This is a genomic window from Streptomyces sp. adm13(2018) (assembly GCF_008042145.1).
In the GTDB taxonomy this organism is placed as follows: domain Bacteria; phylum Actinomycetota; class Actinomycetes; order Streptomycetales; family Streptomycetaceae; genus Streptomyces.
The window spans coordinates 704,732-718,834 of sequence record NZ_RDBH01000141.1 but is presented as its reverse complement, the minus strand read 5'-3'; the positions used below and the strand labels follow the sequence as shown (position 1 = coordinate 718,834).

Annotated in this window: 14 protein-coding genes and 1 pseudogene; 7 read left to right on the top strand and 8 right to left on the bottom strand. The window is 70.5% G+C overall.

Features of this window, described 5'->3' with window-relative positions; translation table 11 throughout:
• Positions 1 to 8: 8 nt before the first annotated feature.
• Positions 9 to 515, top strand: coding sequence for a MarR family winged helix-turn-helix transcriptional regulator (locus tag EAO70_RS31450; RefSeq protein WP_402117193.1), 507 nt, complete (start codon positions 9 to 11; stop codon positions 513 to 515).
• Positions 516 to 703: 188 nt separating this feature from the next.
• Here EAO70_RS31450 and EAO70_RS31445 read toward each other — a convergent pair whose 3' ends face one another.
• A complete protein-coding gene (locus tag EAO70_RS31445) occupies positions 704 to 880 on the bottom strand; it encodes a CsbD family protein (protein WP_148006199.1) in 177 nt (58 codons plus the stop codon).
• Positions 881 to 1,136: 256 nt separating this feature from the next.
• Between EAO70_RS31445 and EAO70_RS31440 the strand changes: the two genes are divergently transcribed.
• Positions 1,137 to 1,604, top strand: a complete 468-nt coding sequence (locus EAO70_RS31440; protein WP_187284113.1) for an STAS domain-containing protein — start codon at positions 1,137 to 1,139, stop codon at positions 1,602 to 1,604.
• 143 nt (positions 1,605 to 1,747) lie between these two features.
• Positions 1,748 to 3,519, top strand: a pseudogene (locus EAO70_RS40125) (GAF domain-containing protein); the annotation flags it as partial.
• A 254-nt stretch (positions 3,520 to 3,773) separates the two neighbouring features.
• On the opposite strand, the gene EAO70_RS31430 reads toward EAO70_RS40125, so the two are convergent.
• Together EAO70_RS31430 and EAO70_RS31425 are read right to left on the bottom strand one after the other, a co-directional pair.
• The gene (locus tag EAO70_RS31430; protein WP_148006196.1) at positions 3,774 to 4,097 is read right to left on the bottom strand and encodes an STAS domain-containing protein; all 324 of its coding nucleotides are present in this window, start codon (positions 4,095 to 4,097) and stop codon (positions 3,774 to 3,776) included.
• Positions 4,098 to 4,223: 126 nt separating this feature from the next.
• Positions 4,224 to 5,072: a 3-hydroxyacyl-CoA dehydrogenase family protein gene (locus EAO70_RS31425; protein ID WP_148006195.1), complete on the bottom strand. Its 849-nt coding sequence runs from the start codon at positions 5,070 to 5,072 to the stop codon at positions 4,224 to 4,226.
• A gap of 349 nt (positions 5,073 to 5,421) precedes the next feature.
• Here EAO70_RS31425 and EAO70_RS31420 point away from each other — a divergent pair, with 349 nt between their 5' ends.
• Entirely contained in the window at positions 5,422 to 5,994 is a 573-nt protein-coding gene (locus EAO70_RS31420) for a cob(I)yrinic acid a,c-diamide adenosyltransferase (RefSeq protein WP_148006194.1), read from the top strand.
• On the opposite strand, the gene EAO70_RS31415 is transcribed toward EAO70_RS31420, so the two are convergent.
• Entirely contained in the window at positions 5,914 to 6,558 is a 645-nt protein-coding gene (locus tag EAO70_RS31415) for a hypothetical protein (RefSeq protein ID WP_148006193.1), read from the bottom strand. The two genes, EAO70_RS31420 and EAO70_RS31415, sit on opposite strands and share 81 nt — an antisense overlap.
• A 151-nt stretch (positions 6,559 to 6,709) precedes the next feature.
• Here EAO70_RS31415 and EAO70_RS31410 point away from each other — a divergent pair, with 151 nt between their 5' ends.
• The 3 genes from EAO70_RS31410 (at position 6,710) to EAO70_RS31400 (ending at position 10,531) form a co-directional block, all read left to right on the top strand.
• The gene (locus EAO70_RS31410) at positions 6,710 to 7,906 is read left to right on the top strand and encodes a sensor histidine kinase (protein WP_261993129.1); all 1,197 of its coding nucleotides are present in this window, start codon (positions 6,710 to 6,712) and stop codon (positions 7,904 to 7,906) included.
• On the top strand, positions 7,903 to 8,556 hold the full coding sequence (locus EAO70_RS31405) for a response regulator (protein ID WP_148006192.1): 654 nt from the start codon (positions 7,903 to 7,905) through the stop codon (positions 8,554 to 8,556). The genes EAO70_RS31410 and EAO70_RS31405 overlap by 4 nt, the downstream gene beginning before the upstream one ends.
• A gap of 127 nt (positions 8,557 to 8,683) precedes the next feature.
• On the top strand, positions 8,684 to 10,531 hold the full coding sequence (locus tag EAO70_RS31400) for a glycosyl hydrolase family 18 protein (RefSeq protein ID WP_402115445.1): 1,848 nt from the start codon (positions 8,684 to 8,686) through the stop codon (positions 10,529 to 10,531).
• Positions 10,532 to 10,648: 117 nt separating this feature from the next.
• On the opposite strand, the gene EAO70_RS31395 is transcribed toward EAO70_RS31400, so the two are convergent.
• The 4 genes from EAO70_RS31395 to EAO70_RS31380 form a co-directional block, all read right to left on the bottom strand.
• Positions 10,649 to 11,095, bottom strand: coding sequence for a DUF2550 domain-containing protein (locus tag EAO70_RS31395; RefSeq protein ID WP_148006191.1), 447 nt, complete (start codon positions 11,093 to 11,095; stop codon positions 10,649 to 10,651).
• A 143-nt stretch (positions 11,096 to 11,238) separates the two neighbouring features.
• Positions 11,239 to 11,613: a F0F1 ATP synthase subunit epsilon gene (locus EAO70_RS31390; protein WP_053648591.1), complete on the bottom strand. Its 375-nt coding sequence runs from the start codon at positions 11,611 to 11,613 to the stop codon at positions 11,239 to 11,241.
• A 114-nt stretch (positions 11,614 to 11,727) separates the two neighbouring features.
• A complete protein-coding gene (gene atpD / locus EAO70_RS31385; protein ID WP_148006190.1) occupies positions 11,728 to 13,170 on the bottom strand; it encodes a F0F1 ATP synthase subunit beta in 1,443 nt (480 codons plus the stop codon).
• Entirely contained in the window at positions 13,170 to 14,087 is a 918-nt protein-coding gene (locus EAO70_RS31380; RefSeq protein ID WP_148006189.1) for a F0F1 ATP synthase subunit gamma, read from the bottom strand. The genes atpD and EAO70_RS31380 overlap by 1 nt, the downstream gene beginning before the upstream one ends.
• Positions 14,088 to 14,103 lie beyond the last annotated feature (16 nt).

Sequence of the window (14,103 nt, the reverse complement as noted above, 5' to 3'; positions counted from 1 at the left end):
GGGAAACAGTGACCACGCCAGACGCAGCCCCCAACGCGACCCTCCACCACACCACTCACTCGGCCAGCACCATCACCGAGCTCCTCGACGTCATGTGGGAGCGCGCCAGGCACGCCACCAGCCACGACACAGCACCCAGCTCCACATCCCAGCTGCGCCTGATGTACGTCATCGACCACGAGGGCGGCATACGCATGCGCACCGCATGCCGGCGCCTCGCCTCAGCCGCCCCCACCGTCACCCGCATGTGCGACAGGCTGCAGGCCATCGGCTTCCTCGAACGGCTGCCCTGCCCCGACAACGGCCGTGAGATCCTCCTGCGGCTCACCCCCACCGGCAAGGAACACCTGCAACGCATCCGCGACGAGCGCGACTCGGTGCTCCATCAGGCCATCAGCCAGATGCCCCCGAACCAGCGCCACGCCCTGGCAGCCGGCCTCGCAGGACTCCTGGCACAACTCGACACCACCCACAGCGGCGACCTGCAACCTCCCGGTGCCTTCTCCGCGGCCTGAAGGACTACTCGACGTCTCTCGCCGACCGTGGTCCCGCCCGCCCGGGTCCACGCGGGTACCGCGGGTCTGCGCCGGCGGGCCGCGTACCGCGCGGGCCGCGACCGGGAACGCGGATGGACCCCGACCCTGGGGGAAGGGGGTCGGGGTCCATCCGAGCCGCGGGCCGTGGCCGACGGCGGGGGGTGTGGTCAGTGGTGGCGGAAGGTGTCCTTGACGTCTTCCTTGGCCTGGCGGGCGTTGCCCTTGGCCTGGTCGGAGTGGCCCTCGGCGGTCATCCGCTCGTTGCCGAGTGCGCGGCCCGTCATCTCCTTGGCCTTGCCCTTGGCCTGCTCGGCCTGCGCCTTGGTCTTCTCGGTGCCCGACATGGGGACCTCCTCGTGTAGTACCGGGTTGGTCGTGACCACCGCCTGCTCGCGATCCCGAGGTCCGAAACCTGCACGGCGGAAATCTCCTGATCCCCCAAGGCCGCAGGCCCGCTCAGGCGTGACGTAGCGGGAAAAGGCATGGTGCCGGCAAGTGAGGAGCTCCGGGGTGGCGGCCGTGAAACAGCAAGGGCCTGCTCACCTCCCAGACCGGTGGCCGTCCCGGCCCGAACCGAGTGCGATGTGTGAGGCTGCAGGCGTGGTTCTCTACCATGAGGTCGTTGTCGGTGAAAGCTTCGGGCGGAGGAAGCCGCAGGTGTTCTCGGTACAAGTCACCCACAGGGTGCGGTGCGCGGTGTTCGCGCTGCGCGGGGAGCTCGACTTCGACAGCATGGTCCAGCTCCAGGAAGCCGGCGACAAGGAGCTGGCCAGGGGGCGGGGGGCGGGGGCTGTGGTCGCGGACTGCAGCCGCCTGACGTTCTGCGACTCCTCCGGCATAGGTGTGCTGGTGCGGCTCTGGCAGGACCTGGCCACGCAGGAGCGAGCTCTGCGTCTTGCGGCGGTGCCCAGCACCGTGGTCCGCCTGTTCTCCCTGACGGGCCTTGACCAGGTCTTCGCCGTATACGCCGACGTCGAACAAGCCTTGGCAGTGGACACTGACCACGGCGCCATCGTGGATGCCGACCTGAACGGTCCGGCACAGCCCAAGGAGAGGCAGACAGCATGACGCGCGTACCGGGGCAGCATGTCTCCCCGCCTGCCGGGACGGCAGATGCGCGCGCCGCTGCCGCCACCGGAGCCGACCACGACGTGCGAGCGCTGTTCGGGCACTCGACGGCCGTGTTCGCCTCGCTGGCCGGGCCGGCGCACATGCTGGAGAACGCGAACGAGGCATTCTTCACCGCCATCGGCGGTGCCGAGCGCACCCGCACCGGCCTGCCCCTGGGGCGCCTGATGCCGGAACTCGTCGAGCAGGGCTTCATCGGTCTGCTCGACCGGGTCTACCGCACCGGCGCGCTCTACACCGGGCGGGAGGCCCGGGTGGTGCTGGGCGTGGGTCCGACGGCGCGGGAGGCGTTCTTCGACTTCACCTACGAGCCCCGCCTGGACGCGGGCGGCAATGTCATGGGCGTGCGCGTCATCGGGGTGGAGACCACCCAGATCAAGCAGGCCCAGCGACTGACAGCCGAGCACCGGGCGCTGCTGGAGCAGATCGCCCGCCAGGCCCCGCTGCCCGACGTCCTGGACGGCATGGCCCGCGCGATCGAGGAGCTGGCACCCGAGGAGATCATGGTCTCCGTGCTCCTCGCCGACGCCGACGGCCAGCACCTGCACCACGGTGCCGCCCCGAGCCTGCCCGCCTTCTACAACCAGGCCATCGACGGCATCGCCACCGGCGAGGGCGTCGGCTCCTGCGGTACCGCCGCCCACCGCCGGACGCCGGTGATCGTCACCGACATCGCCACCGACCCCTTCTGGGACGACTTCCGCGACCTGGCCGACAAGGCCGGCGTGGCCGCCTGCTGGTCCACCCCGATTCTGGCCCGCGACGGCTCACTGCTCGGCACCTTCGCGATGTACCACCGCGTCCCGCGGGCCCCCCAGGACGCCGACCTCGCACTCGCCCGGGTCTTCGCGGGCACCGCCGCCCTCGCCATCGAACGCCACCAGGCCCAGCAGGCCCAGCAGGCAGCGGAGGCCCGCGAGAAGGCCGCCCGCGACGACCTCGCCTTCCTCCTCAACGCCAGCACCACCCTCTCCTCCGATCTGGACGCCACCCACACCTTCCAGCGCCTGGCCACCTCCTGCGTCCCGCGCCTGGCACCCCTGTGCGCCATCGACGTCGTCGAGAACGGCCGGGTACGGCGCGTCGCCACCGCCGCACCCACCGAAGAAGAGCGCGACCTGCTCGCCTCCCACATCCCCGTCTACGACGCCGAGGACGACGCCGTCGCCCGCGTCCTCGCCTCCGGGACCAGCGAGATCGCCCGCCGCACCCCCACCGGCCCGGGCCCCTGGCACGACCTGGGCATCACCGGCTACGTGTGCGTCCCCCTGACCGACCGCGACAGCGTCATCGGCACCATGACCCTCCTGTCCGCCGGCGAGCACACCTTCGACGGCCACACCGTCGCCCTGGCCGAAGAACTCGCCTCCCGCGCCGCGCTCGCCACCCGCAATGCCCGCCAGTACACCCACCGCGCCGCCCTGGCCCGCGACCTGCAAGCCGGCCTCCTACTGGCCGACCTGCCGCAGGTCCCCGGCGCCGAGGTGGCCACCTACTACCACCCCGCCGGCGAGGGCCTCGACATCGGCGGCGACTTCTACGACGTCTTCCCCCTCGAGGACGGCCGGTGGGGCTTCCTGCTCGGCGACGTCTGCGGACGCGGCGCCATCGCCGCCACCACCACCGCCCTGGTCCGCCACACCGCCGAGGGCCACAGGCCGGGCAGCATGCCGAGCGCGCCCACACCGTCGCCCAGCACTACGCCTGGTGGGCCGCGCACCCCTCCGTCACCCCCGAGCGGGCGGCCGCCGAGTCCGACGCCCTGCTCGCCGCCCTGTCCGTCCTCGTCGCCGGCCACGGGAGCACCCCCGAGACGGAGGCCGAGCACCGCGCCACCGCCGTCCTCCTCGCCCGCGGTTGATCGGGTCCATGGTCCAAGCCCCCAAGAAGCGGTGTCCGGTGCCCGCCGGGTGGGTCCGTCAATGTGCAGGCGACCGAACCCTAGACCGTGGTCAGGCGCTCGGGAACAGGTGGGGTGCCCACGAGACCCAGTCGTCACGGTCTTGTGAGGATTGCGCGTGACGCCGGGTTCGCACGGCTGCTTCACACGGGTGTCACCGGCGGGACGCCCCGCGGCGGCTTCGCGCCGGAGCCCTCCGCTCCGGGTGGTCACACCCGGGGCAGCGACTCCAGCGCGAGACCGCCCTCGATGGCGAGGATGCGGTGCAGCTTGGTGGCGACGAGCAGCCGCTGCATCTGGGGCGGGACCCCGCGCAGGACGAGCCGTCGGCCGCAGCGGCCCGCGCGCCGGTGGGCGCCCATGATGACGCCGAGTCCGGTGGCGTCCCAGGAGTCGAGACCGGTCAGGTCGAGCACCAGGTCGCCGACGCCGTCGTCGACGGCCGAGTGCAGGACCGTACGGGCGTCCGCCGCGCTGCGGACGTCGAGGCGGCCCCCGACGACCAGCTCGACTTGGTCGCCCCTGATGTGCATATGCGCTCCCCGAGAGTGCTCCGTCTTCGCAACAACTGACTGCCGCACCGGCAGATACGTTGCGCCTTGTCAGCGAACCGATACCGAAATTCACCCCACGGGGTGAGGCGGGGCCGCAGGCCGTGCTCAGTACTTGTAGAAGCCCTGCCCGCTCTTGCGGCCGATGTCACCCGCGTCCACCATCCGGCGCATCAGTTCCGGCGCCGCGAACTTCTCGTCCTGGGACTCGGTGTAGATGTTGGTGGCCGCGTTCACCAGGATGTCGATGCCGGTGAGGTCGGCGGTGGCGAGCGGGCCCATGGCGTGGCCGAAGCCGAGCTTGCAGGCGATGTCGATGTCCTCGGCCGTGGCGACGCCGGACTCCTGGAGCTTGGCGGCCTCGACGACGAGGGCGGTGATGAGCCGGGTGGTGACGAAGCCGGCGACGTCGCGGTTCACGACGATGCAGGTCTTGCCGACCGACTCGGCGAACTCCCGCGCGGTGGCGAGGGTCTCGTCGCTGGTCTTGTAGCCGCGGACGAGCTCGCAGAGCTGCATCATCGGGACCGGGGAGAAGAAGTGGGTGCCGACGACGGCCTCGGGCCGGGCGGTCACCGCGGCGATCTTGGTGATCGGGATCGCGGAGGTGTTGGAGGCGAGGACGGCGCCGTCCTTGGCGACCTTGTCGAGCGCGCGGAAGATCTCGTGCTTGACGTCGAGGTTCTCGAAGACGGCCTCGACGACGATGTCGGCGTCGGCGACGGCCTCCAGCTCGGTGGTGGCGGTGATCCGGCCGAGCGCGGCCTCGGCGTCGGCGGCGGCCAGCCCGCCCTTCGCGACGAACCGGTCGTACGACGCCTTGATGCCGTCGGTGCCCCGGGTGAGCGCGGCGTCGGTGACGTCACGCAGGACGACGTCCCAGCCCGCCTGTGCCGAGACCTGCGCGATGCCGGATCCCATGAGTCCGGCCCCGATGACGGCGAGCTTCCTGGCCACGATCTTCCACCCCTTTAACGCCTGTTCACTTCTGGCTCCTCGGCGGAGATTAGCGGTCGGGAGCCGCCATGTGACCGTGAAGTAATGCGCGTCACGCCCTGTTTGACGGACGTCACACTCGCAGCACCCCGTTCGGCCACCCGTACGGCCGTGGCGTACCCGCGGGGGTATGCGGTCGCGTGCACCGCCGGGCCGGCGCGCACCCCGAGGCCACGAGCCGTCGCGCGGCCACTGCACGACGCCGACGCTGCTGTACGGGGGGGGCTCGCCGCCCTCGCCCTGACGGCGCTCGCCGTGACGGTCGGCACACGGACGTTCCGGAGGGCCGGTGCGTAACTAGGCTGGACCCATGGTCAATCTGACGCGCATCTACACCCGTACCGGCGACCAGGGCACCACGGCCCTCGGCGACATGAGCAGGACCGCCAAGACGGATCTGCGGATCTCGGCCTACGCCGACGCCAACGAGGCCAACGCCGCCATCGGCACGGCCATCGCCCTGGGGCAGCTCGACGAGGAGGTCGTGAAGGTCCTCGTCCGGGTGCAGAACGACCTGTTCGACGTGGGCGCGGACCTCTGCACGCCGGTGGTGGAGACCCCCGAGTACCCGCCGCTGCGCGTCGAGCAGTCGTACGTGGACAAGCTGGAGGGTGACTGCGACCACTTCCTGGAGTCGCTCGAGAAGCTGCGCTCCTTCATCCTGCCGGGCGGCACGCCCGGGGCGGCCCTGCTGCACCAGGCGTGCACGGTGGTCCGGCGGGCGGAGCGCTCCACCTGGGCGGCCCTGGAGGTGCACGGCGAGACGATGAACGCCCTCACCGCCACCTACCTGAACCGGCTGTCAGACCTGCTCTTCATCCTTGCCCGTACGGCGAACAAGGAGGTCGGGGACGTGCTCTGGGTCCCGGGCGGGGACCGCTGAGCTCTCTTCGGGGGCCTTCTCGGGGGCCTTCTCGGGGGCCTTCTTCGGCCAGATCGCGTAGGTGAGCGCGATCAGGCCGTGGATGCCGGCCGCCCGCCAGGCGACGAACATCCAGCCGTAGAGGCCGTCGGTGTTCCCGTCCTCGCCGACGTACAGGGCGGCCAGGAACAGCAGGCCCGAGGCGACGGCCGCCGCGACCACCGAACCGAGCCAGACCCTGCCCTCGTGGCGGGCCCGGGCCATCCCGTACCGCGGGGGCTTCGGGGGCGGCGGTGCGCCGCCGAAGCGGTGGGCGGCGTGGCCGTCGAGCCACTTCACGGTGCGGTGGCCGTGGCCGACGGTGTACCCGATGTAGAGGGCGGCGAGGCCGTGCTTCCAGCTGGGGTCGGCCCCGTTCTTGAGGTCGATCGCGGTGACGACCAGGAGCAGGACCTCCAGGAGCGGCTCGCAGAGCAGCAGGGCGATCCCCGTCCGGGGCATCTTCAGGAGGTAGCGGGCGGCGAGGCCGGCGGCCAGCAGCACCCAGAAGCCGACCTCGCAGACGACGATCAGCGTGACGATCACGACGGTTCCCCTTTCGGTACCCCCTCAGCGTCTCCCGCGGTCCGGCCCGGATCGTCGTCGCCGATGACGAACCGCGTCTACATCCTTCGACGGAGGACGGATCAGCCCGGACGAGGAGGTCGGGGGACGCCCGGCCGTGTTGGATGAGGACGTGACACTCCCCCGCCCGCACCGCTTCGACCTGCTCATGGGCCTCCTCGGGTTCTCCTGCGGACTGCTCCTGTGGTCCTTCGGGCTCTACACGGCGGGTGACCGCATCCTCGACCAGCGGTGGGCGGCGCTGGTCCCGCTCGCGGCGATGGCCGCGGCGGAGACCGTGCGCCGGACGATGCCGCAGACGGCGATCGTCGTCGGCACGGTCGCGGTCGTCGGCGACCAGTTCACCAACGGGAACCTGCTCACGATCCTGATGTTCACGGACGTGGTCTACGCGGCCGTCGTCTACGGCACTCCCGCCACCGCCCGCCGGGTCCCCTACACGACCGGCCTGGTCACGGTGGCGGTCACCGTCGGCTTCCTCGTCTGGTGGCAGAACGCGATCGCGCTGCTCGTCGGGGTCCTCACCGGCATGATCTCCTTCCTGCCCGCGATGACCGGCGCCGTCGTGCGCAACCACCGGGAGGCGGCCGAGGCGGCCTGGCTGCGGGCCGAACAGACCGCGCTGCTCGCCGAGATGGACCGCACCCAGGCCGTGGTGGCCGAGCGGGCCCGGATGGCCCGCGAACTGCACGACATGGTCGCGAACCACCTGTCGGCGATCGCGATCCACTCCACCGCCGCGCTCTCGATCGACGAGCCGGCCACCACCCGGCAGGCGCTCACCGTGATCCGGGAGAACAGTGTCGAGGGCCTCGCGGAGATGCGGCGGCTCATCGGCCTCCTCCGGGACGGCGACGGCGACACGGAACCGGCCGCCGCCCCCACCCTCGCCGGTCTGGACGCGCTGGTCGACCAGGCACAGGCCAACGCCCGGCCGAGCGGTCTCGACCTCGCCCTGCGGGACACCCGGGAGAGCACGGCGGGACTTCCGGCACCGGTGGAGCTGGCCGCGTACCGGATCGTGCAGGAGTCCCTGACCAACGCGCTGAAGCACGCGGCGCCGGGCGAGGTCCTGGTGCTGCTCGGCCGGGGCCCGAGGGCCCTCACGGTCGAGGTGACCAGCCCGTACGGGGAGCGCCCCGGCCCGACGGCGCCGGGCTCCGGGGCTGGTCTGGTGGGGATGCGGGAGCGGGTGGCGCTGCTCGGCGGGGTCTTCGAGGCGGGTCCGGCGACGGACGACGGCGGGCGGAGACTGTGGCGGGTGCGGGCGGAGCTGCCCGTGGACGAGAGCGACGAGGAGCGGGCATGACAGTGCGGGTGGTGGTCGCCGAGGACCAGTCCGCGGTACGGGCGGGCCTGGTGCTCATCCTGGGCAGCGCGCCGGACATCGAGGTCGTCGGCGAGGCGGCGGACGGCGAGCGGGCGGTGGAGCTCGCCCGGGCGCTCCGCCCCGACCTGGTCCTGATGGACGTGCAGATGCCGCGGATGGACGGGGTGACGGCGACCGGGATCGTCGTGTCGGAGGGGCTCGCCGACGTGCTGGTCCTCACGACCTTCGATCTCGACGCCTATGTCTTCGGGGCGCTGCGGGCGGGGGCGTCGGGCTTCCTGCTGAAGAACGCGGAGGCGCGGGAGCTGATCGAGGCGGTGCGGACGGTGGCGCGCGGCGAGGGGCTGATCGCCCCGGCGGTGACCCGGCGGCTGATCGCGGAGTTCGCGGCGACGGGCCGTCCGGTCCGGGAGCCGTCGGGGACGGACCCGTCGGTGCTCGACGTCCTGACGCCCCGGGAGCGGGAGGTGCTGTCGACGCTGGGGCAGGGGCTGTCGAACGCGGAGATCGCGGTACGGCTCGACATGGCGGAGGCGACGGTGAAGACGCACGTCAGCAAGGTGCTGGGGAAGCTGGCGCTGCGGAGCAGGGTCCAAGCGGCCGTGCTGGCACAGGAGTTGGGGGTCTGACGGAGCTCACCGACGTTGGTCTGGACCTCTTGACGGTTGGTCCAGACCTTTCTACGCTCGCGGGGCGCGCGCATCTTCACGGACCACCGGACCACCCCCACCTCCGTCCGCAACTTGAGGAGCACCGTTGAGCACTCAAGCACCGACGCGCAGAACAGGGTTCAGACACCGGGCCGCCGCCGGCCTGACCGCCCTGATCCTGCCCCTGGCCGCCATGGTCGGCCTCGCAACCCCCGCGGAAGCGGCCACCTCGGCCACCGCCACGTACACCAAGACCCAGGACTGGGGCACCGGATTCGGTGCCAACTGGACCGTCAAGAACACCGGCACCACCACCATCAGCTCCTGGACCGTCGAGTGGGACTACCCCACCGGTACGTCCGTCACCTCCGCCTGGGACGCCACCGTCACCAGCTCCGGCAACCACTGGACCGCCAAGAACGTCGGCTGGAACGGGACCCTCGCCCCCGGCGCCTCGGTCTCCTTCGGCTACAACGGCGCGGGCCCCGGCGCCCCCAGCGGCTGCAAGATCAACGGCGCCGCCTGCGACGGCACCAGCCAGCCCGGCGACAACGCCCCCTCGGCCCCCGGCACCCCCGTGGCCTCCGACATCACCGACACCTCGGTGAAGCTCACCTGGACCGCGGCCACCGACGACAAGGGCGTCAAGAACTACGACGTCAAGCGGGACGGCGCGACGGTCGCCACCGTCACCGGCCTCACGTACACCAACACGGGCCTGACCGCGGGCACCGACTACAGCTACACGGTCGTCGCCCGTGACACCGTCGACCAGACGGGCCCCGCCTCAGGCGAGACCCCGGTCCGCACCACCGGTGGCGGCGGCGGCCAGCCGAACCCCAACGCGGTGAAGATGGGCTACTTCACCAACTGGGGCGTCTACGGCCGCAACTACCACGTGAAGAACATCGTGACCTCGGGCTCCGCGTCCAAGATCACCCACATCAACTACGCCTTCGGCAACGTCCAGGGCGGCAAGTGCACCATCGGTGACTCCTACGCCGACTACGACAAGGCCTACACCGCCGACCAGTCCGTCGACGGCGTCGCCGACACCTGGGACCAGCCGCTGCGCGGCAACTTCAACCAGCTGCGCAAGCTGAAGAAGGCCTACCCGAACATCAAGATCCTCTGGTCCTTCGGCGGCTGGACCTGGTCGGGCGGCTTCGGCCAGGCCGTCCAGAACCCGGCGGCCTTCGCGCAGTCCTGCTACGACCTGGTCGAGGACCCGCGCTGGGCCGACGTCTTCGACGGCATCGACCTGGACTGGGAGTACCCGAACGCCTGTGGTCTCTCCTGTGACACCAGCGGCGCCGCCTCCTTCAAGAACATGATGCAGGCCATGCGGGCCAAGTTCGGCGCCAACTACCTGGTGACCGCGGCCGTCACGGCCGACGCCTCCACCGGCGGCAAGATCGACGCAGCCGACTACGCGGGCGCCGCGCCGTACATGAACTGGTTCAACGTCATGACGTACGACTTCTTCGGCGGCTGGGCGGCGCAGGGTCCGACGGCCCCGCACTCCCCGCTGACCGCGTACGCCGGCATCCCGCAGCAGGGCTTCAACTCCGCCGAGGCGATCGCCAAGTTCAAGGCGAAGGGCGTCCCCGCCAACAAGCTGCTGCTCGGCATCGGCTTCTACGGACGCGGCTGGACCGGCGTCACCCAGGCCGCCCCCGGCGGCACGGCGACCGGCCCCGCCCCCGGCACCTACGAGCCGGGCATCGAGGACTACAAGGTCCTCAAGAACACCTGCCCGGCCACCGGCACCATCGCGGGCACGGCGTACGCCAAGTGCGGCAGCAACTGGTGGAGCTACGACACCCCCGCCACCGTGAACTCGAAGATGAGCTGGGCCAAGAACCAGGGCCTCGGCGGAGCGTTCTTCTGGGAGTTCAGCGGTGACACCAGCAACGGCGAACTCGTCGGTGCCATCAACACCGGTCTGAACTAACCCCCCACGGGGTCATGAAGAAGCGGGGGCCGGCGCAGCACGCCGACCCCCGCTTCCTCGCCGTTCACCCTCCCCCAGACTTCGTCCGGGGGGACCCCCAGCCAACGGGCAAGGAACTCAAGCCACATTCACCCGTTGCCCGGGAGGCGCCGCCTCCAGCCAGGCCATGAAACCCGTCCGGGCGTCCTCGCTCATCGCGAGCTCCAGCCGGACGCCCTCGTACATACAGGGCTGGATCACCATGTCGGAGAGCAGCGCGAGCTCCTCCTCGCCCTCCGGCGTCCGGCGCTCCAGGGCCACGATGGACGAGCGCTCCAGGACACGGCGCGGGCGGGGCGCGTACGAGAAGACCCGGAACCAGGCGATCTCGTCACCGCTGTAGCGGGCCACACCGTAGGTCCAGCCCTTGCCGCTCGGATCCGGATCGTCCGGGACGTTCCAGTGCAGCGAACAGTCGAAGGTGCCGCCGGCACGCTGGATCAGCCTTCGGCGCAAGCCGAAGACGAAGAGTCCGATCACCACCAGTGCGACGACCAGGCCGCACACGAGCAGAGCGAGGAACATCTTCACCGACCTCCTCGCTGCGTCCCGTAGCCGACACCGCCGGCAGAACCGAATACGACCTGCATCTGCATCGCCTCAGCCGCGGCACGGTCTGGAGGGTTCCAGACCGTGCCGCGGCTGAGGGCACTACTCTGCGCGGACCGTCAGCGGACCGCTACCGCGCGCAGCCGGACGTCGGCGCGCCGCTCGGCGGCCGCGTCGGAATCCGACTTCGCACGCTCCAGCGCGCGCTCGGCGCGCTGGGCGTCGATCTCGTCCGCCAGCTCGCAGACCTCCGCGAGCAGCGACAGCTTGTCGTCGGCGAACGAGATGAATCCACCGTGGACGGCGGCGACGACGGTCGCGCCCTCACTGGTACGGATGGTCACCGGGCCCGACTCCAGCACACCGAGCAGCGGCTGGTGGCCGGGCATGACGCCGATGTCGCCGGAGGTGGTACGCGCGATGACCAGGGTGGCCTCGCCGGACCAGACACTCCGGTCCGCGGCGACCAGCTCGACGTGCAGCTCAGCAGCCAAGGGTGGCTCCTCGGGTCACCACCCGGCGGTCGTGCCGGGTGTTGGGGTCAATTCTAAGGGGCGTGGTGAGGGGGGCGGGACCGGAATCCCGCCCCCCTCGGGAGAGCACGGGGCTCAGGAGACGCCGAGCTCCTTGGCGTTGGCCTTGAGGTCCTCGAGGCCACCGCACATGAAGAACGCCTGCTCGGGGAAGTGGTCGTACTCACCGTCGCAGATCGCGTTGAACGCGGCGATCGACTCGTCGAGCGGAACGTCCGAACCGTCCACACCGGTGAACTGCTTCGCCGCGTGGGTGTTCTGGGACAGGAAGCGCTCGACACGGCGGGCGCGGTGGACAACGAGCTTGTCCTCCTCGCTCAGCTCGTCGATACCGAGGATCGCGATGATGTCCTGGAGGTCCTTGTACTTCTGCAGGATCCCCTTGACGCGCGTGGCGGCGTCGTAGTGCTCCTGCGCGATGTAGCGCGGGTCCAGGATCCGGGACGTGGAGTCCAGCGGGTCCACGGCCGGGTAGATGCCCTTCTCGGAGATCGGACGGGAGAGAACCGTCGTCGCGTCGAGGTGGGCGAAGGTGGTCGCCGGCGCCGGGTCCGTGAGGTCGTCGGCGGGGACGTAGATCGCCTGCATGGAGGTGATCGAGTGACCACGGGTCGAGGTGATGCGCTCCTGGAGGAGACCCATCTCGTCGGCCAGGTTCGGCTGGTAGCCCACCGCGGAGGGCATACGGCCGAGCAGGGTCGACACCTCGGAACCGGCCTGGGTGAAGCGGAAGATGTTGTCGATGAAGAACAGCACGTCCTGCTTCTGCACATCGCGGAAGTACTCCGCCATGGTCAGACCGGCGAGGGCCACGCGGAGACGGGTGCCCGGGGGCTCGTCCATCTGGCCGAAGACCAGGGCGGTCTTGTCCAGAACGCCGGCCTCCTCCATCTCCACCATGAGGTCGTTGCCCTCACGGGTGCGCTCGCCGACGCCCGCGAAGACCGACACACCGTCGTGCAGCTTGGCCACACGGACGATCATTTCCTGGATCAGAACGGTCTTGCCGACACCGGCACCACCGAACAGACCGATCTTTCCACCCTTGACGTACGGGGTGAGAAGGTCGACGACCTTCAGGCCGGTCTCGAACATCTCGGTCTTGGACTCGAGCTGGTCGAAGGCCGGGGCCTTGCGGTGGATGGTCCAGCGCGGCGCGTCGGCAACGGTGGACTCGTCCGCGTTCAGCACCTGACCCAGCGTGTTGAACACGCGGCCCTTGGTGACGTCACCGACGGGCACCGTGATGCCCGTACCGGTGTCGGTCACCGGGGCCTGGCGGACCAGGCCGTCGGTGGGCTGCATCGAGATGGTGCGGACGACGCCGTCACCGAGGTGCTGGGCGACCTCGAGGGTCAGGGTCTTCGTCCCGCCCTCGACGGCCGGGTCCGGAACCTCGACGTTCAGCGCGTTGTAGATCTCCGGCATCGCGTCGACGGGGAACTCCACGTCGACGACCGGGCCGATGACCCGGGCGACGCGGCCCGTGGCGGCGGCCGTCTCAACAGTGGTCGTCATTACTTGTCACTCCCCGCGGTCGCGTCGGCCAGGGCTGCGGTGCCACCGACGATCTCGCTGATTTCCTGGGTGATTTCGGCCTGGCGGGCCGCGTTGGCAAGTCGGGAGAGGTTGTTGATCAAGTCTCCCGCGTTGTCGGTCGCCGACTTCATCGCGCGTCGCGTGGCGGCGTGCTTGGAAGCAGCCGACTGCAGCAGCGCGTTGTAGATCCGGCTCTCGACGTACCGGGGCAGCAGGGCGTCGAGGACGTCCTCCGCCGACGGCTCGAAGTCGTACAGCGGACGAAGGGTGTCCTTGTCGCCCGCCTCCTTCGCCACCTCGTCGAGGCTGAGGGGCAGCAGCCGGGCCTCGACCGCCGTCTGCGTCATCATCGAGACGAACTCGGTGTAGACGATGTGGAGTTCGTCCACACCACCCTCCGCCGTGTCCTGCTCGATCGCCTCGATCAGCCGAGCCGCGATCGTCTTGGCGTCGCCGTACGACGGCTGGTCCGTGAACCCGGTCCACGAGCCGGCCAGCTTCCGCTCACGGAAGTTGTAATGCGCGATGCCACGACGGCCGACCACGTAGATCGTGACCTCGCGGCCCTCGCCCTCCAGCTTCGCCGTCAGCCTCTCCGCGGCCTTGATGGCGTTGGAGTTGAAGGCACCGGCCAGACCGCGGTCGCTCGAGAGGAGCAGGACCGCGGCACGGATCGGGTTCTCCGCCTCGGTGGTCAGCGGGTGCTTGTCGTTCGCACCCGTGGCCACCGCCGTGACCGCGCGCGTCAGCTCGGTCGCGTACGGAGTCGACGCCTGCACCTTGCGCTGCGCCTTGACGACACGCGAGGCGGCGATCATCTCCATCGCCTTGGTGATCTTCTTCGTCGCGGTGACGGATTTGATGCGACGCTTGTAGACCCGGAGCTGCGCTCCCATGAGTCAGGTCCCTTCC

What these genes read in the sequence shown, in the direction of transcription:
- EAO70_RS31405 (WP_148006192.1), top strand. Translation starts at nt 7,903, where the DNA reads ATGACAGTGCGGGTGGTGGTCGCCGAGGACCAGTCCGCGGTACGGGCG.
- EAO70_RS31430 (WP_148006196.1), bottom strand. Translation starts at nt 4,097, where the DNA reads ATGCACATCAGGGGCGACCAAGTCGAGCTGGTCGTCGGGGGCCGCCTC.
- EAO70_RS31380 (WP_148006189.1), bottom strand. Translation starts at nt 14,087, where the DNA reads ATGGGAGCGCAGCTCCGGGTCTACAAGCGTCGCATCAAATCCGTCACC.
- atpD (WP_148006190.1), bottom strand. Translation starts at nt 13,170, where the DNA reads ATGACGACCACTGTTGAGACGGCCGCCGCCACGGGCCGCGTCGCCCGG.
- EAO70_RS31420 (WP_148006194.1), top strand. Translation starts at nt 5,422, where the DNA reads ATGGTCAATCTGACGCGCATCTACACCCGTACCGGCGACCAGGGCACC.
- EAO70_RS31445 (WP_148006199.1), bottom strand. Translation starts at nt 880, where the DNA reads ATGTCGGGCACCGAGAAGACCAAGGCGCAGGCCGAGCAGGCCAAGGGC.
- EAO70_RS31395 (WP_148006191.1), bottom strand. Translation starts at nt 11,095, where the DNA reads ATGTTCCTCGCTCTGCTCGTGTGCGGCCTGGTCGTCGCACTGGTGGTG.